Origin of the sequence: Methylobacterium sp. UNCCL125, assembly GCF_900116795.1 — a bacterium.
GTDB classification, from domain to species: domain Bacteria; phylum Pseudomonadota; class Alphaproteobacteria; order Rhizobiales; family Beijerinckiaceae; genus Methylobacterium; species Methylobacterium fujisawaense.
In genome coordinates, this window is sequence record NZ_FPBW01000015.1 from 37,339 (window position 1) to 58,868 (window position 21,530).

General features: G+C 67.1%; 17 protein-coding genes, 1 pseudogene and 1 other annotated feature. Of the genes and pseudogenes, 8 read left to right on the forward strand and 10 right to left on the reverse strand.

Annotated elements, in window-relative coordinates; translation table 11 throughout:
* Positions 1-488 precede the first annotated feature (488 nt).
* Together BM396_RS16400 and BM396_RS16405 are read left to right on the forward strand one after the other, a co-directional pair.
* Positions 489-1,424: a LysR family transcriptional regulator gene (locus BM396_RS16400; protein WP_043387166.1), complete on the forward strand. Its 936-nt coding sequence runs from the start codon at positions 489-491 to the stop codon at positions 1,422-1,424.
* Positions 1,425-1,568: 144 nt separating this feature from the next.
* Positions 1,569-2,720 carry an MFS transporter gene (locus BM396_RS16405; RefSeq protein ID WP_244538886.1) on the forward strand — a complete coding sequence of 384 codons (1,152 nt, stop codon included), beginning with the start codon at positions 1,569-1,571 and terminating at the stop codon, positions 2,718-2,720.
* A 797-nt stretch (positions 2,721-3,517) separates the two neighbouring features.
* Here the strand turns inward: BM396_RS16405 and BM396_RS16410 are convergent.
* The 4 genes from BM396_RS16410 to katG all read right to left on the reverse strand — a co-directional run bounded on the left by BM396_RS16410 (position 3,518) and on the right by katG (position 8,130).
* The gene (locus tag BM396_RS16410) at positions 3,518-4,213 is read right to left on the reverse strand and encodes a VIT1/CCC1 transporter family protein (protein ID WP_043387136.1); all 696 of its coding nucleotides are present in this window, start codon (positions 4,211-4,213) and stop codon (positions 3,518-3,520) included.
* A gap of 5 nt (positions 4,214-4,218) precedes the next feature.
* The gene (locus BM396_RS16415) at positions 4,219-4,773 is read right to left on the reverse strand and encodes a cytochrome b (RefSeq protein WP_043387139.1); all 555 of its coding nucleotides are present in this window, start codon (positions 4,771-4,773) and stop codon (positions 4,219-4,221) included.
* Positions 4,774-4,836: 63 nt separating this feature from the next.
* A complete protein-coding gene (locus tag BM396_RS16420; protein ID WP_043387141.1) occupies positions 4,837-5,640 on the reverse strand; it encodes a Dps family protein in 804 nt (267 codons plus the stop codon).
* Between the two features lie 201 nt (positions 5,641-5,841).
* Complete coding sequence (gene katG, locus BM396_RS16425; protein WP_170867481.1) at positions 5,842-8,130, reverse strand: catalase/peroxidase HPI; 2,289 nt, start codon at positions 8,128-8,130, stop codon at positions 5,842-5,844.
* Positions 8,131-8,245: 115 nt separating this feature from the next.
* Between katG and BM396_RS32810 the strand changes: the two genes are divergently transcribed.
* The gene (locus BM396_RS32810; protein WP_043387144.1) at positions 8,246-8,539 is read left to right on the forward strand and encodes a hypothetical protein; all 294 of its coding nucleotides are present in this window, start codon (positions 8,246-8,248) and stop codon (positions 8,537-8,539) included.
* Between the two features lie 167 nt (positions 8,540-8,706).
* Here the strand turns inward: BM396_RS32810 and BM396_RS16435 are convergent, their stop codons facing one another.
* Both BM396_RS16435 and BM396_RS16440 read right to left on the reverse strand, forming a co-directional pair.
* The gene (locus BM396_RS16435; protein WP_043387145.1) at positions 8,707-10,089 is read right to left on the reverse strand and encodes a sensor histidine kinase; all 1,383 of its coding nucleotides are present in this window, start codon (positions 10,087-10,089) and stop codon (positions 8,707-8,709) included.
* Positions 10,082-10,759 carry a response regulator transcription factor gene (locus tag BM396_RS16440; RefSeq protein WP_043387146.1) on the reverse strand — a complete coding sequence of 226 codons (678 nt, stop codon included), beginning with the start codon at positions 10,757-10,759 and terminating at the stop codon, positions 10,082-10,084. Before BM396_RS16440 ends, BM396_RS16435 begins: the two co-directional genes overlap by 8 nt.
* A gap of 153 nt (positions 10,760-10,912) precedes the next feature.
* Here BM396_RS16440 and BM396_RS16445 point away from each other — a divergent pair, with 153 nt between their 5' ends.
* The 4 genes from BM396_RS16445 (at position 10,913) to BM396_RS32225 (ending at position 16,203) form a co-directional block, all read left to right on the forward strand.
* A complete protein-coding gene (locus BM396_RS16445) occupies positions 10,913-12,316 on the forward strand; it encodes an efflux RND transporter periplasmic adaptor subunit (RefSeq protein WP_244538887.1) in 1,404 nt (467 codons plus the stop codon).
* A gap of 7 nt (positions 12,317-12,323) precedes the next feature.
* Positions 12,324-15,461 (forward strand): efflux RND transporter permease subunit, encoded by a 3,138-nt coding sequence (locus tag BM396_RS16450; protein WP_043387148.1) that lies wholly within the window; start codon positions 12,324-12,326, stop codon positions 15,459-15,461.
* Positions 15,430-15,792, forward strand: coding sequence for a hypothetical protein (locus BM396_RS16455; protein ID WP_043387150.1), 363 nt, complete (start codon positions 15,430-15,432; stop codon positions 15,790-15,792). The genes BM396_RS16450 and BM396_RS16455 overlap by 32 nt, the downstream gene beginning before the upstream one ends.
* 201 nt (positions 15,793-15,993) lie before the next feature.
* Positions 15,994-16,203, forward strand: coding sequence for a hypothetical protein (locus BM396_RS32225; RefSeq protein ID WP_139239505.1), 210 nt, complete (start codon positions 15,994-15,996; stop codon positions 16,201-16,203).
* Between the two features lie 119 nt (positions 16,204-16,322).
* Here the strand turns inward: BM396_RS32225 and BM396_RS16460 are convergent, their stop codons facing one another.
* The 3 genes and pseudogenes from BM396_RS16460 to BM396_RS16470 form a co-directional block, all read right to left on the reverse strand.
* Positions 16,323-17,618, reverse strand: a complete 1,296-nt coding sequence (locus tag BM396_RS16460; protein WP_043387152.1) for an arsenic transporter — start codon at positions 17,616-17,618, stop codon at positions 16,323-16,325.
* Between the two features lie 36 nt (positions 17,619-17,654).
* A pseudogene (gene arsC / locus BM396_RS16465) lies at positions 17,655-18,079 on the reverse strand (arsenate reductase (glutaredoxin)).
* Complete coding sequence (locus tag BM396_RS16470; RefSeq protein WP_043387154.1) at positions 18,079-18,426, reverse strand: ArsR/SmtB family transcription factor; 348 nt, start codon at positions 18,424-18,426, stop codon at positions 18,079-18,081. The pseudogene arsC and the gene BM396_RS16470 overlap by 1 nt, the downstream one beginning before the upstream one ends.
* A gap of 47 nt (positions 18,427-18,473) precedes the next feature.
* Here BM396_RS16470 and arsH point away from each other — a divergent pair, with 47 nt between their 5' ends.
* Positions 18,474-19,220: an arsenical resistance protein ArsH gene (arsH, locus tag BM396_RS16475; RefSeq protein WP_043387156.1), complete on the forward strand. Its 747-nt coding sequence runs from the start codon at positions 18,474-18,476 to the stop codon at positions 19,218-19,220.
* Positions 19,221-19,408: 188 nt separating this feature from the next.
* Here arsH and BM396_RS16480 read toward each other — a convergent pair whose 3' ends face one another.
* The gene (locus BM396_RS16480) at positions 19,409-20,890 is read right to left on the reverse strand and encodes a SulP family inorganic anion transporter (protein ID WP_091994868.1); all 1,482 of its coding nucleotides are present in this window, start codon (positions 20,888-20,890) and stop codon (positions 19,409-19,411) included.
* Positions 20,891-21,004: 114 nt separating this feature from the next.
* Positions 21,005-21,060 (reverse strand) — a sequence feature (sul1 is cis-regulatory element that is thought to sense ions involved in sulfur or methionine metabolism; They are found in Alphaproteobacteria).
* Positions 21,061-21,530: the final 470 nt, after the last annotated feature.

Sequence of the window (21,530 nt, forward strand, 5' to 3'; positions counted from 1 at the left end):
CGTCGTTCTGGCGTGTCCGTCGCGACAAGGCCGATGCGAGGGTCGCATCACCCGGGGTTCGCGGATGGACGAGCGGATGCCGCCCGGCATGGCGTGCCGGCTGCACTCGATTTGAAAGATGCACCGTTGAATCCGGTCCGACGCGACCGTGGGCCCGGCCTGTGAGGGCGGCACCGGTCGGCGGAATTAAAGTGACGTCGCGCTTGCCGTCTTTTTCAGGCTAGGTGAAATAATACCGAATCTGAAGGGCGGGCATTCCTCTAACTGAAATGCCGAAATGCTATGGCTTGCCGCGTCGAGAATTCCGCGGGCACGGCCCCGGCGGGAAATGAGGCGGTCCGCCAGAACCTTGAGCCGGATGCCGGCGCACCGCATCCCCGCGCAGGAATGCGGTCGAACGGTTCGTTCGAGCTATCTCACAGCGTGATAGCCTTGATCCATCACAAGCCTGTTTGGTATGGCTTCACGACGTCATCGAAGTGGCGATCATGGACATCAACCAGCTCAAGACCCTCATCCACGTCGCCGAACTCGGAAGCGTCAGCAAGGCGTCCGAGCGCCTGGGCATCGCACAGCCCGCCCTCAGCCGGCAGATACGGCTGCTGGAACAGGAGCTCGGCACCTACCTGTTCGAGCGCCACGGCCGTGGCATGGACGTCACCGAGATCGGTCGCGAGGTCCTGGACCACGCCACGCGCATCCTTGCCGAGATCGATGCCATCCGAAATCTCGCCCTCGACCGCCGCGTCTCCTACCGCGGCACGGTCTCGGTGGGGACGACGCCGACCGTGGCGGAGATCGTCACGGTGCCCCTGGTCCAGACGATCCGCCAGGCGCATCCCCACCTCAACGTACGGCTGTCGGCGGCCTTCAGCGGGCACATGCTGAACTTCCTCCAGCGGGGCGAGATCGACATCGCGGTCATCTACAATTTGCCTGCGATCCGCTCCCTGAAGATCGATCCGGTGCTCGTCGAGAACCTCCTCCTCGTCGGGGCGGGCGAGCGTGGCCTGCGCCTCGACCGCGCCATTCCCTTTTCCGATCTCGCGCAGGAGCGGCTCATCCTTCCGAGCGTCGGGCACCGCCTGCGGGACATCATCGACGATTGCGCGCGCCAGGCCGGCCTCGACCTGTCCTCCGCCATCGAGACCGACTCGTTCCAGTCGATGATCAACCTGGTGCGGGCCGGCCTTGGATCGACGGTGCTGCCCCTCGCGCCATTGTACTCCCTGGTTGAGCGGGGCGAGCTCAGCGTCTCGCCCCTGGTCGATCCGACCCCGTCCCGCAAGCTGGTGATCGCCTATCCCGCCGACCGCCCGGTGAGCCTCGCGGCCCGCTTCGTCGGCGACACCATCAGGGAGATCGCGGCGGATCTCGTCGCGCGCAACATCTGGGTCGGGCACATGATCGGCCATCCGAAATAGACGACCAACGACGGACCACGATCCTCAAGGCCCGACCACGGATCGGCCGGAATGCGGAGCAAATCCCCTTTGTCGACGACGTCTCCCGCGACTCCTTCGGTGGAATCTCTTGGACCGACGCTGCCCGGGAACGTGGCACTTGGCGTGACGCAGATCATCCTGTGGGGCGGCTCGTTCTTCCTGATGGCCGTGCTGGCCGACCCCATCGTCCAGTCCACGGGCTGGTCGCAGGGCATGGTCGTCGGCGCCCTCTCCCTCGCGATCCTGATCTCCGGGGTCCTCTCGCCCTGGATCGGCCGGATGATCCGACGGTATGGCGGCCGGACCGTGCTGGTCGCCGGATCCCTGGTCATCGCCGCCGGCCAGATCATGATGGCGGTCTCTCCGAACCTGCCGGTCTTCCTCCTCGCCTGGGCGGTCATCGGTGCGGGCATGGCGGCGGCACTTTACGATCCGCTCTTCGCCGCCATCGGCCAGGCATACGGCGCCTCGGCCCGCCGTGCGATGACGCAGATCGCCATCGCGTCGGGCTTTGCCATCACCCTGTGCTGGCCGGCGACGCGTTTCCTCGTCGTCCAGGTCGGCTGGCGCGGCACCTGCGTCGTCTACGCCCTGCTCGCGGCCCTGGTGGTGGCGCCGCTCTTCGCGTGGGCATTGCCCGGCCGGGTCCGGACCGCCGCCGTACCCCCGCCGCCGACCGTGGGGGCGACGCCGCTCGCGACGCCCGTCGGGCCAGCCCGCCTGCCGGGCGAGCACATCCTGGCCGTGACGTTCACCAGCGCGGCGGTCATCATGACGGCAATCTCGGTGCAGCTCCTGGTGCTGCTCCAGGCTAGTGGCATCTCCGCCGCCGCAGCCGTGGCCCTGAGCGCCCTCATCGGGCCGTCGCAGGTGGGGGCCCGCATCCTCGAACTCGCCTTCGGCCGGCGCGCCCATCCGGCTTGGGCCCTCCTCGTGTCGAGCGGGAGCGTCGGACTCGGTCTTCTCATCCTCGCCACGGCACCGTCCTTCGCTTGGCTCGCCATCGTCCTCTACGGCGCGGGCAACGGCATGCGCACGGTCGTGCGTGGAACCCTCCCCCTCACCCTTTACGGCCAGCACGAATACGCTGCTGTCATGGGCCGGCTCGCACGGTTGCCCCTTCTCGGGCAGGCGGCAACACCCCTGGCCTGCGGCTACCTCTCGGACTGGTTCGGGCTCGATGCCCTCCTCGACCTGATGCTGGGCATCGCGGTGGTAAACGTCGTTCTCTCGGTGACCGTCGCCCGGCGGGCGATACGGCATGCGAGGGCTTAGGAAATGAACTGAACCACGTGGCAAGAGCCGGAACACCCCAAAGTGGGATCCTCCACCCGAAGCGATCGGCTCATTCTTGCGCAGCATTATCAGGCAGCGCGCCGGTGAACCGATCTGGATCAAACCTCGGTTCTTCGAAGCCCAGTCGCTTGCAGCTGGATCATTGGCTTGAACTGGGTGGCCCTGGTGAGCCCGAGCTACATGTTACGCCCAACAATTGTCCGCTTCCGCGTCTCCGGTGGAGGCGCTGCTATGTCGTAGTTGGGTCGGGATCGGTCCGTCCGCTCTACGACCGGGTTGGGTGGAGAGCAGTCCGGCTGCTTTCGGTGGCTTGCTGTACTCAAGCAGACATAGGCGCACGCGACGGGTGCCAGACGACTGGCTTCGCTACTCTCATCGGCGAGGCGGTGAATGCTATGAACCCGCCAGCATCAGCGAACCCTAGAAAGAAGCACCAGCACTTACTTCGAGGGCGGCGATAAATATCACCGACATCATTGAGCTCTTGCGTGATGGCGAATATAAATTTTTGGTCTGATAGCTGAACAAATTGTCAGCATTACCCCCCCAAGGCCTCGTATTAAAACTACCTATAGTGGGTCGAAGCCGCATGGATATTTCAGCGGCCCCTAGGCCTCTGGTTTGAGAGACGGGGCGAGATGCATTCATATCGAAGACCGTCGATCGCGTCGTGCCACCGCACCGCCCAGTGGCACGGAGCGTCCTCGATGCCTGAATGAGCCAGACGGTGCGGCTTCCAGAAGTTTCAGCACGAAGGCGCCGAGGTGACTGATTGGTTAGACGGCCTTGCCGACTAGGTGCCCTATGCCCGCGGTGACCGCCATCGCCGCCGCACCCCAGAACGCCACCCGGGCAGTCGCTTTCGGGATCGCGGCACCGCCTACCTTGGCTCCTAGCGCCCCGAGGACGGCGAGGAATACGAGGGAGGCGGCGGAGACCGAGTAGACGACGAAACCGGTCGGCGAGACCGCGGCCACGAGCAGCGGCAGGGCCGCACCGGCGGAGAAGGTCGCCGCGGAGGTCAGCGCCGCCTGGATCGGACGCGCCGTGGTGAACTCGGAGATGCCAAGCTCGTCCCTGGCGTGGGCGCCGAGCGCGTCCTTCGCCATGAGCTGGTCCGCAACTTTGAGCGCAAGGTCGTGATCGAGGCCGCGGGCGACGTAGATTCCCGCGAGTTCCTCACGCTCTGCCGCAGGATCCTCGTCGAGCTCGCGTCGCTCCCTCGCGAGATCGGCTTGTTCGGTATCGGACTGCGAACTCACCGAGACGTACTCGCCGGCCGCCATCGACATGGCCCCGGCCACCAGCCCGGCGGTGCCGGCGACGAGGATCTCCCCGGACGCGGCCGAGGACGCGGCGACGCCAACGATCAGGCTGGCCGTCGAGACGAGACCGTCATTCGCTCCCAGGACCGCAGCCCTCAGCCAGCCGATGCGGTCGATGAGGTGATTTTCCTGATGAGTCGGACGCATCGTCGTCAGGGTCTCCTCAAGGGGGCGGAAGGATCGCGACCCGGGAGGATGCGACGCAGCACGGCATCGTGCCAGAGGTAGTGATGGACCAGGGCGGCCGCGGCATGGAAGGCGGCGACCGCCATTAGGATGTTGGCGGCGAGCCCGTGCCAATGGGTCAGCGGCCGACGCCATTCCGGATCACCGATAGCCGGCAAGGCGAGCGGGCCGATTAACGTCACGCCCCGCACGAAGGCATTCGCGATCCCGAGACCCGCGATGACGAGGAGAAGCAGGTAGAGCGCCGCATGGGTCGCCTTGGCGAGGACATGCAGGGGACCGGGATCGTCTACCGGAAGCTGACGCCCCTTCGTCTGCCGCCAGATCAGCATCGTGACGATGACACCGGTGAAGGCGAAACCCAGGACGAAGTGGGTGGACCATATCCCCGACCGGAGCGCGCCCTTTGGCACAAGGTCTTCCAGGAAAGTGCCGATGAGCCAGAGGATCAGCACCAGCACGGCCGTGACCCAATGCAGGGCGATGGTTGTCCCGTCGTAGGGCGTCTCTCGTGAAGGCATGTCGTATCCGGTCTCGTACGGCGCACGCCCCTGCAGCGGAGGGCAGGGGCGTGGCCCGGTGCATCAGGGCTTCGAAGGTGCCTGCGGCGCGAGGTCGATGGCCTTGTTGTCGTTGAGGTCCCAGCCCGTGTTCGGGTCGGTCTTGGTGCGCTGGACCTGGGCGCGCATCTGCCACTGGTACTTGGCGATGCCGTGCTCGACCTCCTGAAGGAGGTTGGAGGTGGTCGGGTCGACCTTCTCTGTGGCCTTGATGGCCGCGTTTACCTCTTCGCCGACCCGCTTGTAGGCGTTGGTGAACCAGACCAGGATCTGGGCGTCGTCGAGGAAGCCGCCGGGGATCTCCGGAACGCCTGAGGTCTTCACGATGGTGTTGGCGCGGCCGTCGGCCGAGGATCCGACGGCGAGCAGGCGCTCGGCGATAGTGTCGGCGTACTTGGACAGGCCTTCGTAGTGCTCCTGCAGGAGCAGGTGCAGCGGGTAGTACAGCGTGCCGGAGGCGTTCCAGTGCGCCTGCTTGGTCTGGAGCTGGAGCTGCTGCAGCTCAGTCAGGGTCTGCTGGAGTGCTGCGACATCCTTCTTGATCGCATCGGCGTCGCCGTCGAGGCCGATAACCGGGAGCGTCGTCATCTCGTTGGTTGGGAAGGCGCCGACCGGCTGCGGGCTGCTGGTCTTGGTCTGCGAGGCGCCGCGGACATCGTCGGTGCTTTTGGCGGTCTGCTGATCGGCCTGGGCGAGGTCGATCCGCGAGAGGACCTTCATCGCGCTCGGGGACGGCGGCGCGACAGCTGGCGTTCCGTTGGCGAGGACGGGAAGCGGCAGGGCCGTCCCGAGGAGGAGCATAGCCGAGAGGAAACGGGCGTTCTTCATGAGGTGCCGATGTGACCTTGGAGGAGGCACCGCCCGGGTCGGGCGATGTGTACTCGGAAAACGAACGTAGTTTAGAAGCGTTCGAAAATGACACCGAATTTAAGGTTCGGCTGGTTATGGCCTGAGATGCGACAGACGTGGCATCCGTCACGGCTGCCGCGGCCTTCGCTCATCACGCGATACCTTTGGGGCTAGGCCCGATCACGACCGGACATCGTAGCGATCCAGCATCATCACCTTGTCCCAGACCCTCACGAAGTCTTTCGCGAACCGGCCCGCGCCGTCGCCGGCGGCATAGACCTCTGCCACCGAGCGGAGTTGCGAATTCGACCCGAAGACGAGGTCGCAGCGGGTCGCGGTGAACTTCGTCGCGCCGCCGTCGCGGTCGACCAGATCGAAGGTCATGCCCGCCTCGTCGGCCTTGCGCCATTCGAGGTCGACGCTCGTGAGGTTGACGAAGAAGTCGTTCGATAGGACGCCGACCCGGTCGGTGAAGATGCCATGGGGCGAACCGTCATGGTTGGCCCCAAGGGCGCGCAGGCCACCCACGAGGGCGACCCACTCGGGCGCCGTGAGGGAGAGGAGATACGCCTTGTCGAGGAAGAGTTCTTCCGGTGAGACACGACCCGATGTGACCGCCGCGTAGTCGTCCGCCACGTAATTGCGAAAGCCGTCGACAACGGGCTTCAGCCACGTGAACATCTCGATGTCGGTCAGGTCCTGACGGGTGTCGACACGCCCCGGCGTGAATGGAACCGCGATGGCATGCCCGGCATCCGCCAGCGCCTTCTCCACGGCGGCGCAGCCGCCGAGCACGATGAGGTCGGCCAGCGAGACCCGTCTGCCGCCGCCGCGTCCGTTGAACGCGTCCGCCACCTGCCGGAGCGCCGCGACCACCGGCACCGTCCGCCGGTTGATCGCCCAGTCCTTCTGCGGGGCGAGCGCCAGGCGTCCGCCGTTGGCCCCGCCGCGCTTGTCGCTGTCGCGATAGGTCGAGGCCGCCGAGAACGCCGTGAAGGCGAGGTCGGAGACCGACTGGCCGGTCGCCAGGATGTCCTGCTTCAGCGCGGCGATGTCGCCGTCGTCGACCAGGCCGTGGTCGCGCGCCGGGATCGGGTCCTGCCACAGCAGGTCGTCCTCGATCTTCACCTCGGGGCCGAGGTAACGCTCCTTCGGGCCCATGTCTCGGTGGGTCAGCTTGTACCAAGCCTTCGAGAACGCGAGCGTGAAGGCATCGAAGTCGTGCAGGAACTTCTCGCAGACCTTGCGGTACTCGGGATCGACCTTCAGGGCGATGTCGCTGGTCATCATCATCAGGCCGTGCATCTGGCCCGGGACGTGCGCATCGGGGGTCTTAGGCGCATCCGGGTCGGCGGGAGTCCATTGTGTGGCACCGGCCGGGCTCTTGGTCTGCACCCATTCGAACTTGAAGAGGTTCTCCAGGTAGGCGTTGTCCCACTGGGTCGGGTTCGGCGTCCAGCTGCCCTCGATGCCGTTGGTCATCGTGTACTGGGCGAAGCCGGTTCCCTTGGGGTTATTCCAGCCGAGGCCCATCGCCTCCATCGGCGCGATCTCGGGGGGCGGTCCGACTTGGTCGGCCGAGACCATGCCGTGGCTCTTGCCGAAGGCATGGCCGCCGGCGATCAGGGCGACGGTCTCCTCGTTGTTCATCGCCATCCGGGTGAACGTGGTGCGGATGTCACGGGCCGAGCCCATCGGGTCGCCGTTGGCGTAGGGGCCCTCGGGATTCACGTAGATCAGCGCTTGGTGCGAGGCGGCCAGAGGGTTTTCGAGGTCGTAGTCCGCATCGCCGTTCTGACCGCGCCAGCGCTTGTCCCGGGTCACCATGCTGTCGAACGACTTCACGTCGGTCGGATCCCAGATCTCCGGACCCCAGTAAGTGGCGTTGTCGGCCTCCCAGGCGTCGTGGCGACCACCGGCGAAGCCGTAGGTCGGGAAGCCCATGATCTCCAGGGCGCAGTTGCCGGTCAGGACCATCAGGTCGCCCCACGACAGGGCGCTGCCGTACTTCTGCTTGATCGGCCAGATCAGGCGCCGCGACTTGTCGGTGTTGCCGTTGTCCCACCAGCTGTTGATCGGCGCGAAACGCTGCAGCGCCTCTCCGGCGCCCCCACGACCGTCCGCGATGCGGTAGGTGCCCGCCGCATGCCAAGCCATGCGGATCATCTGCGGACCGTAATTGCCGTAATCCGACGGCCACCATGCGACCGTGCTGGTGAGAAAGGACTTGATGTCCTGCTTCACGGCATCGAGGTCCAGCGCCTCGAACGCCGCCTTGTAGTCGAAGTCCTCGCCGAGGGGGTTGGCCTGGGGACCGTTCTGATGGAGGAGTTCCACCTTCAGCCGGTTGGGGTACCAGTCCGAGAGTGCCGGTGGGGTGCCGACCGCGCCGCCGATGCGGTCGCCGCCAAAGGGGCACTTGCCCTGCATCTCGAAGGTCTTAGTGTCCAGCTTGTCGTTATCGGAGATGTTCAAGTTCGCTTCCTCTTCAGGATGATCATGCGTCGGCGTGCGACGTCAGTCGGCTCGCCATCATCGAGGGCACGACGCGAAACGGGTCATGCCGTTGGCCCCAGGGCCACCCATGGCCCCCGACCTTTCGACGTTCCCGTCAGTCGGCTTTCAGTCCTCGCCGCCGCGGCATTCCATGCCCGGCGGGGCAGTCGAGCAGTTCAGCTCGCAGGTCTGGTCCGCCCTGCAATACCATTGCAGCGAACCACGACTGATGCATGAGCCCGCGCAGTGCTTATGGGGAACGCCGACCGGCTCGGAGAAGGACATCGGGGGTTCGTTCCGGGCCTGGCGGGAACCCGCCATCCCCGACGATGGCATCGCCGCGAAGGAGAGGATCGCGCAGGCCCACTTCCGGGCCGCATGAGGATGCTTTGACATCATACATGCGATCTCGCACCGAAACGCAGATTAGAACAATTCTTAAAATTATATTCATTTTTCGTGATGGGTCTTGACGAATGGAGCTCGGTCGTTCGCCTCTCCCCAGGTTGCAATCTGGCTCAGCCATGCCTCCGAAGGCACGCTGGTCGTTCATCCGATGACCGACGCATGACGCTCCGCCGTCGGGCACGCCATCTCGAAGCGACATCCACCGCGGGGACCGTCACCGACGGTGAGTGGAAATCCGTGCAGCTTGGCGATGGCCGCGACGAGGCCGAGACCGAGGCCGTTACCTTGAGTCTGCCGGGCACGCTCTGCACGATAGAACCGCTTGAAGACATGGTCTCGCTCGCCGGCGGCGATGCCCGGACCCGTGTCCTCCACGGACACCACGGCGACGCCGTCGCGCCAAGCGAGACCGATCCCGACGCGGCCTCCGGTCGGAGTGAACTTGATCGCGTTGTCGAGGAGGTTCGAGACCGCCTCGAAGATGAGGCTGCGGTCGCCCCGAACCGCGGACGCTCCCTCCTCGATACCGATGCCGAGGGCGATGCCCTTCTCTTCGGCCAAGGGTTCGAACAACTCCGCGGCCTCGCTCACCACGAGCCCTAGGTCGACCGAGCCAAAGGCGGCGCAGCGCCGTCCGTGCTCGATTTCGCCGATGCGCAAGACCGCCGTAACCATTTCCAGGGTTTGGTCGATCCAGATCAGCCCCTGGTCCACCGCCTCGCGCAACTCCTCGATATTGCGGGCTTGATCCCGGCCCCGCTCAAGCCGCAGCCGCAGGCGCGTAAGCGGTGTCCGAAGGTCATGAGCCACGGCGTCGCCCACGCCGCGCACCTCCTCCACGAGGCGCTCGATCTCGGCGAGCATGCCGTTGACGTCCCGTGCCAGACGGTCGAACTCGTCCCCGGCCTCGCCGACCGGCAGGCGCTGGCGCAGGTCACCCCGCATCACCCGCGCGACCGCCGCCTCCGTGGATGCCAAGCGTCGCCGGGCGCGTCCGGCGAGCAGGACGCCTCCGAGGATGGAGAAGGCCAGGGTCGGGACGAGGGCGAGGCCAAGCGCCCGGATCACCGTGGCCTTGGCGCGGTCGATCTCGTCGGTATCGTGGGCCACGACCACCACGGTCCCGTCCTCAAGGGACCGGGCCGCCGACCAGAGCTCCTCGTGCAGGCGCCGTCCCGCGATGGCCACCTGCGTGCCGATCCGGTGGACCTCGCCGTCGAGGGGCAGTTCCGGTGGGCGGGCGTCGAGGTTGCCGGCAAGCTTGCGGCCATCCGCACCGAACAGGCCGGCAAAGTGGACGCTGTGCAGGTCCTCGCTGACCCACGTCTCGATGCGAGCGGCTGCCTTGGCCGTATCCCCGGCGGCGTACCGGGCCTCGTGGCGTAGGACCTCGGCGAGCTCGTCCTGCATGAACGCCGCGGTCTGCCAGTACACGAAGGCGAAGAGCAGCAGCGAGAGGAGCGTCGACCACAGGGCGATGCCCAGGGCCCACCGGAACGCGAAGGAACGGACGAGCCTAGACATCGGGGGTCAGGGTGAAGCCCTCTCCCCGGACGTTCTGGATCAGCATCGGCTCGCCTTCGGCCTCAAGCTTCCTGCGCAGGCGTCCGACATGAACGTCGATGAGGTTGGATTTAGGCGCGAAGCGATAGTTCCAGACTTCCTCGAACATCATCCCCCGGGTCACGACCTGCCCTGGCCGCCGCATGAGGTATTCGAGCAGCTTGAGCTCGCGCGGCAGGAGGTCGAGGTCACGAAGGCCCCGGCGTCCGGTCCCGGCCATGAGGTCGAGTTCCAGGGTCCCCAACCTAAGCACCGTCTCGCGGGTGTCGGACGGACGCCGCAGCAGGGCCTCGATCCGCGCCGCGAGTTCGGCGAGGACGAAGGGCTTGCCGAGATAATCGTCGCCGCCGGCGCGTAGCCCGCGGATGCGCTCATCGACGTCGCCGAGTGCGCTCAGGACCAGTGCGGGCGTCCGGTCGCCAGTTCCGCGCAGGTCGCGCAACACGGTGAGCCCGTCCAGGCCCGGAAGCATCCGGTCGAGGACGATAGCGTCCCAGGAACCCGTTCGCGCGGCGACGGCACCCTCCGGCCCGGTGGCGGCCCAATCTACGGCGTGCCCGCGCCCGCGCAAGTCGGCGAGGATCTCCTCGGCCGTCGCGGCGTCGTCCTCGATCAGCAGCAGCTTGGCCAACCCGGTCCACTCCCGGGCCCACGCCCATGTTCCGAAGCATGATGTGGTTCGGAACCGGCTCCGGGACCACGAGTGTGAACGCGAATTTAATGGCGGGTTTGGTCGCCCGCTCTATGTCTTAGAACAACTCTAATCTGATCCGTGGATGACATCGTGCTGAAGGAGGCGGAGACCGACATGCCCGGGACCGGCGATGCCGAGATCGTCGACCGTAGCGGTTTGCGCGAGTATGAGAATACCGGCGGATCGGGCACGGTGGAAGCACCTATCGGCTCCGCGTCATCTACTCCTGCATCCACGCAGTTCGGACGTCGTTCGCGGTGGGTCCTGGTCGTTTGTCTCGCCGCGCTCGGGCTGGCCGGCTGGTGGTATCGCGACGCCGTCCGGCCTTATGTCGAACCGCTTCTCCAGACGGTCGGCCTGGCGCCTGCAGCACCCGCGGTCGCGCCGACGACGCCTGCCGCTTCGGAACAGCCGACTGAGGACAACGTCGTCCGGCTCGATGCCGACGGCCAGGGCCGCCTCGGACTGGCCTTCGAGCAATCCGAGACCCGCCGGATCATCCTGCCCGTGCGGACCCCCGGCATGGTCGCCTTCGACGAGCGCCGGGTCACCCGCCTGAAGCCCCGCACCTCGGGGCGGGTTCTCAGCCTCTCGGTGCAGCCCGGCGACCGCGTGAAGGCCGGCCAGACGCTGGCCACCCTCGATGCCTCCGGCGTTCTCGATGCGCGCAACGGCCTCGCCGCCGCGCAGGCCAGTCTCGGCGAGGCGCAGGCGACGGAGAAGGTCGCGGAGACCAACCTGAAGCGCGGCAGCGACCTCGTGAAGCTTGGCGGGGTTGCCCAGGCCGAAGTCGACCGGCGCCAGGTCGACCTCGCCAAGGCCCATGCCGCCACCCTGTCCGCCAAGTCGCAGGTCGACCTCTACCGGGCTCAGTACGAGCGCCTCGCCCCGGCCCCCGGAGAGGCTCCGGGCACCAGCGGCATCGTCTCGCCGATCAACGGTGTGGTGACGATGGCGGGGATCACCCTGGGTGAGGTGGTCGACACCAATCGCGACGCCTTCACGGTTGCGGACCCGTCGCAGATCCAGGTGCTGGCCAACCTCTACGGCCACGACATCGCCACCGTGAAGGCCGGCGACCGGGCGACCATCGAAGCCCCGGTGACGGCGCATCCCCGTTTCGAGGGCCGAGTCCGGTCGGTCAACGCCGCCATCGACCCGACGACCAACACCGCCCCGGCCCGCATCGAGATCGCGAACCCGGACGGGACGTTGCGCGCCAACATGTTCGTCTCCGTCGAGATAGCCGCCGACCTCGGGCGCGAGGGCGTCACGGTGCCGGCCGGCGCGATCCAACAGACGGAGGGTGGCCCCATCGCCTTCGTGCGCACCGCCGACGACCGTTTCGAGAAACGGGACCTCAAGCTCGGGGTCCAGCGTGCCGACTGGGTCGAGGTGAAATCCGGAATCCAGGTCGGTGAGACGGTGGCGACGCAGGGAAGCTTCGGCCTCAAGGCCATCCTGATGCGCGCGCTCCTCGGCTCCACGGATTGAGGCCGCCATGAACGCCTGGTTCGCCCTCCTCATCCGACGCCGCTGGCTCGTCGTGATCCTGGCGCTCGCCGGCGCGGTCGGCGGCATCGTCAATCTCGAAGGCCTGTCCATCGACGCGGTGCCGGACGTGTCGCCGAAGCAGGTCATGGTGCTGACGCTGTCGCCGGGCCTCGGCCCCTTGGAGGTCGAGCGCCTCGTCAGCTTCCCCGTCGAGAACGCCATGGCCGGGGCGCCGGGGCTGTCGGGCATCCGCTCGACCTCGCGCTACGGCGTCTCGGCCGTCTATGTCACCTTCGATGACGCCATGTCGATCACGGAGGCGCGCGCGCAGGTGTTCCAGCGCCTGCCGCTGGCGAAGACCATGATGCCGGCCGGCATCGGCGATCCCGAGATGGGGCCGATGGCGACGGGCCTCGGCGAGATCTACCAGTTCGAGGTGCGCGGGCCGGGCTACTCGCCGATGGCCCTCAAGCGCATCCTGCAATGGACCATCGCGCCGAAGCTCAAGCTCACCCCCGGCATCGCCGACGTGAACGTCTACGGCGGCCAGATGCCGACCTACGAGGTCCGCATCGCCGCCGAAAGCCTGCATCGCTACGGCGTGACGATGGGGCAGGTCTACACGGCTCTGGCTGAGAACAACGCCGCACGGGGCGGCGCCTACATCGAGCATAACGACCAGCAGGAGGTCATCCGCGGCCTCGGGCTGGCCAAGGACACCAAGGACCTCGCCAACATCGTCGTGACCACCGGCCCCGGTGGCGTTCCGGTGACGGTCGCGACCCTGGGCGAGGTGGTGGAAGCCCCGAAGGTGCGGCTCGGCGCCGTCACGCACGATGCCGCGGGCGAGACCGTCGTCGGCATCGCCATGATGCAGCAGGGCGAGAACGCCAGCGCCGTGGTCGTGGCCGTGAAGCAGACCATCGAGGCCCTGCGCCCGCAGCTGCCGCCAGGCGTCGACATCGTGCCGTACTACGACCGCAGCACCCTGGTGGCGCGGACCATCCGCACCGTCGAGCACAACCTCATGGAGGGGGCGGTACTCGTCATCGTCGTGCTGCTCCTGCTGCTCGGCAACCTTCGGGCCGGCTTGGTCGTGGCGGCCGCGATCCCGCTGTCGATGCTGATGGCGTTCGCCGGGATGCGGCTGTTCGGGCTGTCGGGCAACCTGATGAGCCTCGGCGCCATCGATTTCGGTCTCATCGTCGACGGCGCCGTGGTGATGATCGAGAACGTCCTGCGCGCCCGAGGGGAGCACCCAGAGCGTCTGGCCGAGGAGGTCATCCGCAAGGCGACCGTCGAGGTGGCGCGCCCGATCCTGTTCGCGGTGGCCATCATCATCATGGTGTACCTGCCCATCCTCGCCCTCGAAGGGGTCGCGGGCAAGATGTTCCGGCCGATGGCGCTCACCGTCATCCTGGCCCTGGCCGGGTCCCTCGTCCTCACCATGACGTTGATGCCGGCGCTCGCCGCCATCGTGCTGGCCGGACCCGGGATCGGCGAGCGCGAGACCCGCCTCGTCCATTGGGCGCGCAGCGCCTACACCCCCGTGCTGAGGCTGGCCGAGCGCCGCACGGGGATCACCGTCCTGGTGACGTTCGGCCTGTTCGCCGGCAGTTGCTGGCTCGCGACCCGGCTCGGGGGCGAGTTCCTGCCCAAGCTCTCGGAAGGCTCCATCGTCATCACGTCCGAGAAGCTGCCGGGCATCAACCTCGACGCCTCGCTCAAGGTCATGCATCGGATCGAGCGGACCCTGAAGAGCTTCCCAGAGGTCAAGCGGGTCGTCTCGCTCACCGGCAGCGCCGAGATCCCCACCGACCCGATGGGGGTGGAATCCACCGACAGCTTCATCACGCTGGCCGACCCGTCGACGTGGACGACGGCCGACACCCAGGAAGGCCTCGTCGCCGCCCTCGACAAGCGTCTGCGCGCGGAGGTGCCGGGGGTGTCCTACGCGTTCTCGCAGCCGATCCAGATGCGGATGGACGACCTGCTGGAGGGCGTGCGCGGCGACGTCGCGATCAGCCTCTACGGCGACGACCTCAAGGTCCTGAAGGACAAGGCGGACGCCATCGTGCGCGCGGTCTCCGGCGTCTCGGGGGCTGCCGACGTCAAGGCCGAGGCGCAGGCGGGCATGCCGGCGCTTTCCATTCAGGTCGACCGGGCGGCAGCGGCCCGCTACGGCATCAACGTCAGCGACGTCCTCGACGTGGTGGAGAGCATCGGCGGCCGCACCGCCGGCATGATCTACGGCGATGACAACTCCATCACCGACATCGTGGTCCGCCTGAAGTCCGCCGACCGCAGCGACATCGCCCGCATTCGCGACCTGCCCGTAGGGCGCAGTGGAAAGGCGCTGGTGCCACTTTCGCTGGTCGCTTCGGTCGACGTGGCGACGGGGCCGGCCCAGATCAGCCGCGAGAAGCTCCAGCGTCGGATCTCGGTCCAGGCCAACGTCCGAGGCCGCGACGTCCAGAGCTTCGTGACGGACGCGCAGGTCGCCGTTCAAGCCCAGGTGCCCCTGCCGCCGCGCTACTCCCTGCAATGGAGCGGACAGTTCCAGAACCTGCAGGAGGCCACGAGCCGCCTCTCCGTCGTGGTGCCGGCCGCCATGGCCGCGATCCTCGTGCTCCTCGTGGTGATGTTCGGGGACATCCGGCTTGCCGGCCTGATCTTCATGAACGTCCCCGTCGCCGCGACCGGCGGCATCGTCGCCCTGTACCTGCGCGGGCTGCCATTCTCGATCTCGGCGGCCATCGGATTCATCGCGACCTTCGGCATCGCCATCCTCAACGGCGTGGTGCTCACGAGCTACATCCGCGACCTGGAACGCGTCGGCCTCGACCCGCGCGAGGCGGCGACACGGGCCGCCGAGATGCGCCTGCGGCCTGTCCTGATGACGGCTCTGGTCGCGGCACTGGGCTTCCTGCCGATGGCGCTTTCGACGAGTGCCGGCGCCGAGGTACAGCGTCCGCTCGCCACGGTGGTGATCGGCGGCCTCGTCACCGCCACCCTCCTCACCCTCGTCGTGCTTCCCGCCGTCTATCCCTACCTGGCGCATATCCGGCTTCCGTGGCGACCTCGCGGTGATGCCGAGCCGGAAGTGAAGGCGCATGGCGGTCTTCGGGCGGGCGCCGATGGCTAGGGGCCTTCGGGTCGCGCCGGCGACGGCCCTCGCTACCGTGATGTTGCTGTTACCGGGCATGCGATCCGCGACCGCCGCCGACTTCGATTGCGTCGGCTTCCTGAGGATGCACGGCCTGCTGCGCAGGGCTTCGACGGCTTGTGGCTTCACCGAATACAACCCGGCCATCGTGGATCGGGCCCGCATCTGCTTCGACGCCCTCGGCAGCCGCCGCGGCACCGAGGAGGTTCAATCGGGGGTAGCGGAGTTCGAACGACTACGGTCCACACGCCATCACGATGCGGTCTGCGCGATGCTGGCCGCCAAGTTTTCCATGGTCGTCCGGCCGTGAGGCCCCCATCGTTCGGGCAGATGGACGACGGCCACCCCAAGCTCAGCATGCGGGCGCTCACGAAGCTCTTATCGATGGCGTCCCCGGCCGCCTGCATCGAAGAGCCGACCGCCCCGCCGCCGTGATGACCATTAGCGGAAAGTGGTGCGTATGCCGACGGATGATGACGGCGGCCTCGACAGGGCCGAACGGACGCGAGGGATGCTGAAGCGCATCGCGGATTTGCTCGGCTGCGATCCATCGGCGCTAGCCGATGGCGGCCCGCAAGGCCGCGGCCACGAAACGGTCGGGGCGCGGGAACTGGTTCTCGCTTGGCTCGACATCGAAGACCCGGATGACCGACGACGCGTCGTTGACCTTCCACGTGCGCTGTCGCGGTCGAGTACAAAAACCGGGCCTGATGTCCATTGAAAGGTATGGCGCGCCGGCACCTTCGCCCGCCCATCGGGCAAGAGGAGCTTAAGGTGAGAACTTGGATGACCCCCATGTCCTAGATCACGGCTCAGCGCCGCGCCGCGCCCATCGGATGGCTACCCGGCACCAAGCGCGGGCAGCCAGAGCACCAGCGCCGCCAGGCTGACCAGGAGGACCGGCGGGGTGATGACCAGGCCGACGCGCATGTACTGGCCCCAGGTGATGCGCTGGCCCTTGGTGTCGAGGACGTGGAGCCAGAGCAGCGTCGCCAGACTGCCGATGGGGGTGAACTTCGGGCCGAGGTCGCAGCCGATGACGTTGGCGTAGACCATCAGCTCGCGCATCAGCGGCGACAGGTCCGGTGCCTGCTGGATCGACAGCGCGCCCACCAGCACGCTCGGCATGTTGTTCATCACCGAGGACAGGATCGCGGCGGCGACCCCCGTGCCGAGGGTGGCCACGAACGGCCCGTGGCCCGAAAGCCAGACGAAGCCCTCTGCCAGGTAGTCGGTCAGGCCAGCGTTCTTGAGCCCGTAGACGACGAGGTACATGCCGAGGCTGAACAGCACGATCTGCCAGGGCGCGCCGGCGAGCACCTTGCGGATCGGGATGACGTGGCTCCAGTTCGCCAGCGCCAGCAGGACCACGGCGCCGGCGCAGGTCACGACCGAGACCGGCACTCCGAACGGGGCCGTCACGAAGTAGGCGACCAGCAGTAGGGCCAGGAGTGGAAAGGCCGCCTTGAAGACGAGCGGGTCCTTGATCGCGTGCCGCGGCGCTTCCAGCTCGGCCACCGGGTACGTGGCCGGCAGGTCGCGCCGGTAGAACAGCCACAGCACTACCAGGGTCGCGGCGAGCGAGACGAGGTTCACCGGCACCATCACGGCGGCGTAGCGGCTGAAGGAGATGTCGAAGAAGTTCGCCGAGACGATGTTGACAAGGTTCGAGATCACCAGGGGCAGGCTGGTGGAGTCGGCGACGAACCCGCAGGCGACGATGAAGGCCAGGGCCGCCGCCGGCTTGAAGTCGAGGCGCAGCAGGATGGCCAGCACGATTGGGGTGAGCAGCAGGGCCGCGCCGTCATTGGCGAACACCGCCGCGATGGCGGCCCCGAGCAGGATCACCAGCGGGAACAGCAGGCGCCCCCGACCCCCGCCCCACCGGGCAATGTGGAGCGCCGCCCAGTGGAAGAAGCCGGCCTCGTCGAGCAGCAGCGAGATGATGATCAGCGCCACGAAGGTGAAGGTGGCGTCCCAGACGATGTGCCAGACGACCGGGATGTCCCCGGGATGGATCACCCCGGTGGCCAGGGCTACGGCGGCCCCGATCAGGGCGCTCCAACCGATGCCGAAGCCCCTCGGCTGCCAGATGACGAAGACGAGGGTGACCACGAAGATGGCGAGCGCGAGCATCGGGACCGTTTCTTGTTCTTGGGTAGTTGGGACGGATCAGGCGGTGGCGACGCGCCGGCCGTGCTCGTCGACGACGCGCTCGCCGTCCTCCTTGAGGAACTCGCCCGGCTGGGCCGGCAGGAGGTCGAGGACAGCCTCCGACGGGCGGCACAGGGCGACGCCTTTAGGGCTCACCACCAAGGGGCGGTTCAACAGGATCGGATGCTCGGCGACGGCATCGAGAAGCTGGTCGTCCGTGAGGCTCGGGTCCGAGAGGCCGAGCTCGCCGAAGGGCGTGCCTTTCTCGCGCAGTAAGTCACGGACCTTCACGCCGTTCGTTCAGCAAGCTGGCGCACCAGGGCGCGGTTCCGCGGCGTCTTCAGGTACTCGACCACGTGCGGCTCGATGCCGGCGTTGCGGATCAGGGCCAGGGTGTTGCGGGACGTGCCGCAATCCGGGTTGTGGTAGATCACGACGTCCATCAGGCGGTCTCCGTGCAACAGGCGGCGAGAGCAGCGACGGCCGGGGCGCAGACCTCTGGTCGGCCCTGGCAGCAATCGCGCATCAGGAACTGGATGAGCTCGGACAGGTCGGGGTACGCGGCGCTGTAGATGATCGAGCGCCCCTCCCGCCGGGAGGTGACCAGCCCCGAATGGCTGAGCTCCTTCAGGTGGAACGACAGGTTGGTGCCCGACACGCCGACCGCCTCTGCCAGCATGCCGGCCGCCATGCCGTCCGGCCCGGCGGTGACGAGCTGGCGCACGATGCGCAGGCGATGCTCCTGGCCGAGGGCCGCGAAGGCGGCGACGGCTTGCCGTTCGTCCATCATGATGTCAATATCTCAACAATCGTTGAAACATAGAGGAAAGAGACGTCTTGGACAAGCCCCGACAGCCCTTCGCCGACGGCCTGCCGAATCTAAGCGAGGGACACTTCGTCGTCCCGACGAGCACCGACCTGCAGGTGGCGATGCCGTTCACCCATGCCCCGCGCTTCCTGATCCTGTACGGGTCGCTCCGGGAGCGCTCGTTCAGCCGCTTCCTCGCCTACGAGGCCGCGCGCCTGCTGGAGGCGATGGGCGGCGAGGTGCGGATCTACGACGCGCACGGCCTGCCGCTACCCGACAACGCCACTGCCGACCACCCCAAGGTCCAGGAACTCCGGAACCTCTCGATCTGGTCGGAAGGCCACGTCTGGGTCAGCCCCGAGCGCCATGGCGCCATGACCGGCGTGATAAAGAGCCAGATCGACTGGCTCCCCCTGTCGGAAGGGTCGGTGCGCCCGACCCAAGGGCGGACCCTGGCCGTGATGCAGGTCTCGGGCGGTTCGCAGTCGTTCAACGCGGTCAACGGCCTGCGCGTGCTCGGGCGCTGGATGCGGATGATCACTATCCCCAACCAGTCCTCGGTGCCGATGGCATACAAGGAATTCGACGAGGCCGGCCGGATGAAGCCGGGGCCGCTCTACGACCGGGTGGTCGACGTCTGCGAGGAACTGTTCAGGTTCACGTTGCTGACCCGCGAGCGGGCCGACTACCTGGTCGACCGCTACTCGGAGCGCAAGGAGAGGGAGCCGGAACGGCTAACGGCCATCGCCGCCGACATCGGTTTCATAAGGCGCTGAACCAACGACCGACGTCGGCAGGATGGTCTCATAGTCCGTTGGCCGAGGGCTGTCGCTCGCTTCTGGGGCCGACCTCCCCCGACGACGGACCCTCGCGAATCCCGGTGGATGATACCTCTCGGTCGGGAACGAACGGCATCTGGGCCATGCCCGCGATCAGCGCGACGCGAGGATGGCCCGCGGTCGGATCAGTGACCGCCGACGGCGAAGGTCGCGCCCGGCTTATCGTGGGTGCCGATGCGCTCGACCATGGTCGCCGTCGCCTCGTTCATGCCCACGATCTCCACCGCGATGCCGTGGTGGCGGAACTTCAGGACGACCCGGTCGAGGGCGTTGATGGCCGAGATGTCCCAGAAGTGCGCCGGCGAGAGGTCTATCACGACGCCCTTCAGGGCTTCCTCGCGGAAGTCGAAGGCGGCGTGGAAGGCTTCCGCCGTGGCGAAGAAGATCTGTCCGGTCACCTGGTAGGTGCGCACGTCGCCCTCGCCGCGGGACGAGCGGACTGCAAAGAACTTTGTGACCTTGTGGGCGAAGAACAGCCCGCTGAGGACCACGCCGAACAGGACGCCCTTGGCGAGGTCGTGGGTCGCGACCACCACGGCGACGGTGCCGAGCATCACGAAGCTCGACGCCTTCGGGTGGGTCATCAAGGTCCCGAGCGACTTCCACTGGAAGGTGTTGATCGCCACCATGATCATCACCGCGACCAGCGCCGCCATCGGGATCTGGGCGACGTAGGGACCGAGCACGACGATCAGGAACAGCAGGAAGGCGCCGGCCCACAGGGTCGAGAGCCGCCCACGTCCGCCCGACGAGACGTTGATGACGGACTGCCCGATCATGGCGCAGCCGGCCATGCCACCCAGGAACCCCGAAGCGATGTTGGCGACGCCCTGGCCGGCGCATTCGCGGTTCTTGTTCGAGGTCGTGTCCGTCATCTCGTCGACGATGGCCGCGGTCATCAGGCTCTCCAGCAACCCGACCATGGTCAGGGTCAGCGAGACCGGCAGGATGATCCAAAGGGTGTCGAGGGTGAACGGCACCTGCGGCAGGGCCACCCACGGCAGCTCGCTCGGGAGGGCGCCCATGTCGCCGACCTTGTGGATGCCGAGGCCGAGATACATCGAGACCGCCGTCAGCAGAACGATGGTGACCAGCGGCGACGGCACGGCCTTGGTCAGGTACGGCAGGCCGTAGATGATGCCGAGCCCGACGGCGGTCATGACGTAGACCGTGGTGCCCTGGCCCAGGAGCTCCGGCATTTGCGCCAGGAAGATCAGGATCGCCAGGGCGTTGACGAACCCGGTGACGACCGACCGCGAGACGAACCGCATCAGGTTGCCCAGCCGAAGCGCCCCGGCGACGATCTGGAGGAGCCCAGTAAGGATGGTGGCGGCGAACAGGTAGCCGACCCCGTGATCCTTCACGAGGCCGACCATGAGGAGCGCCATGGCTCCGGTGGCAGCGGAGATCATCGCCGGACGCCCGCCGGCGAAGGCGGTGACCACGGCGATGCAGAAGGAGGCGTAGAGGCCGACCTTGGGGTCGACGCCGGCGATGATCGAGAAGGCGATGGCCTCGGGGATCAGGGCCAGGGCGACGACCGTGCCGGCCAGAAATTCACGCGTGACGTTCGGAGCCCATTCGCTCCGGAGTTGTGCAAGGTTCATGATGGGTGGGAGACTTTCGTCGTCCCGCACGCGAAGCGTCGTCGATCCGGTGCGGGATGCGCAAGACGATGGGTCGGCCTCCTCAGAGGTCTGCGACACGGTCATCGTCGATTGCGTGGTCCGGCGGATCGGCGGCCGGAAGAGCCACCCGGGGTTTCACCGGGTCCTGTTGTATGACCCCGCTCGTACATCAACCGTGTGGTACGATGCAATAACCTAGCGGCGCCCAGTGGGGACCGCTCGGGCAAGATCGGCCTCAACGTCCTTACCGCTGCATCGGCCCCGCCGAGACGTCGGCCGGTAGCGGTAGCGAACGCCAGAAGCTCATGCCTGGCGTTCGTCTCGTTTCCCGACCCGGCGAGATGCGGGGGGGGGGGGGGAAGAGCTCTAACGCCCCTCCCCGGGGGATGTGGAACGCGACAGGGACGACCTGAAGCGGGACGGAAAGCTGACGATATGGTTACTTGTACTCCCAGGAGCGGCCAGCGCGTTCGCACCTTTCACCGAAGGAATGATGCGTGAGGTGGCGAAGGATGTGACCTTCCGGACCATCGAACGGGCCAACCATTGGGTGCCGGCGGAGAACGCCAAGGCGCTCGGCAGCGCCATCACGGATTTCCGGTAGGAAGGCTTATGTCCG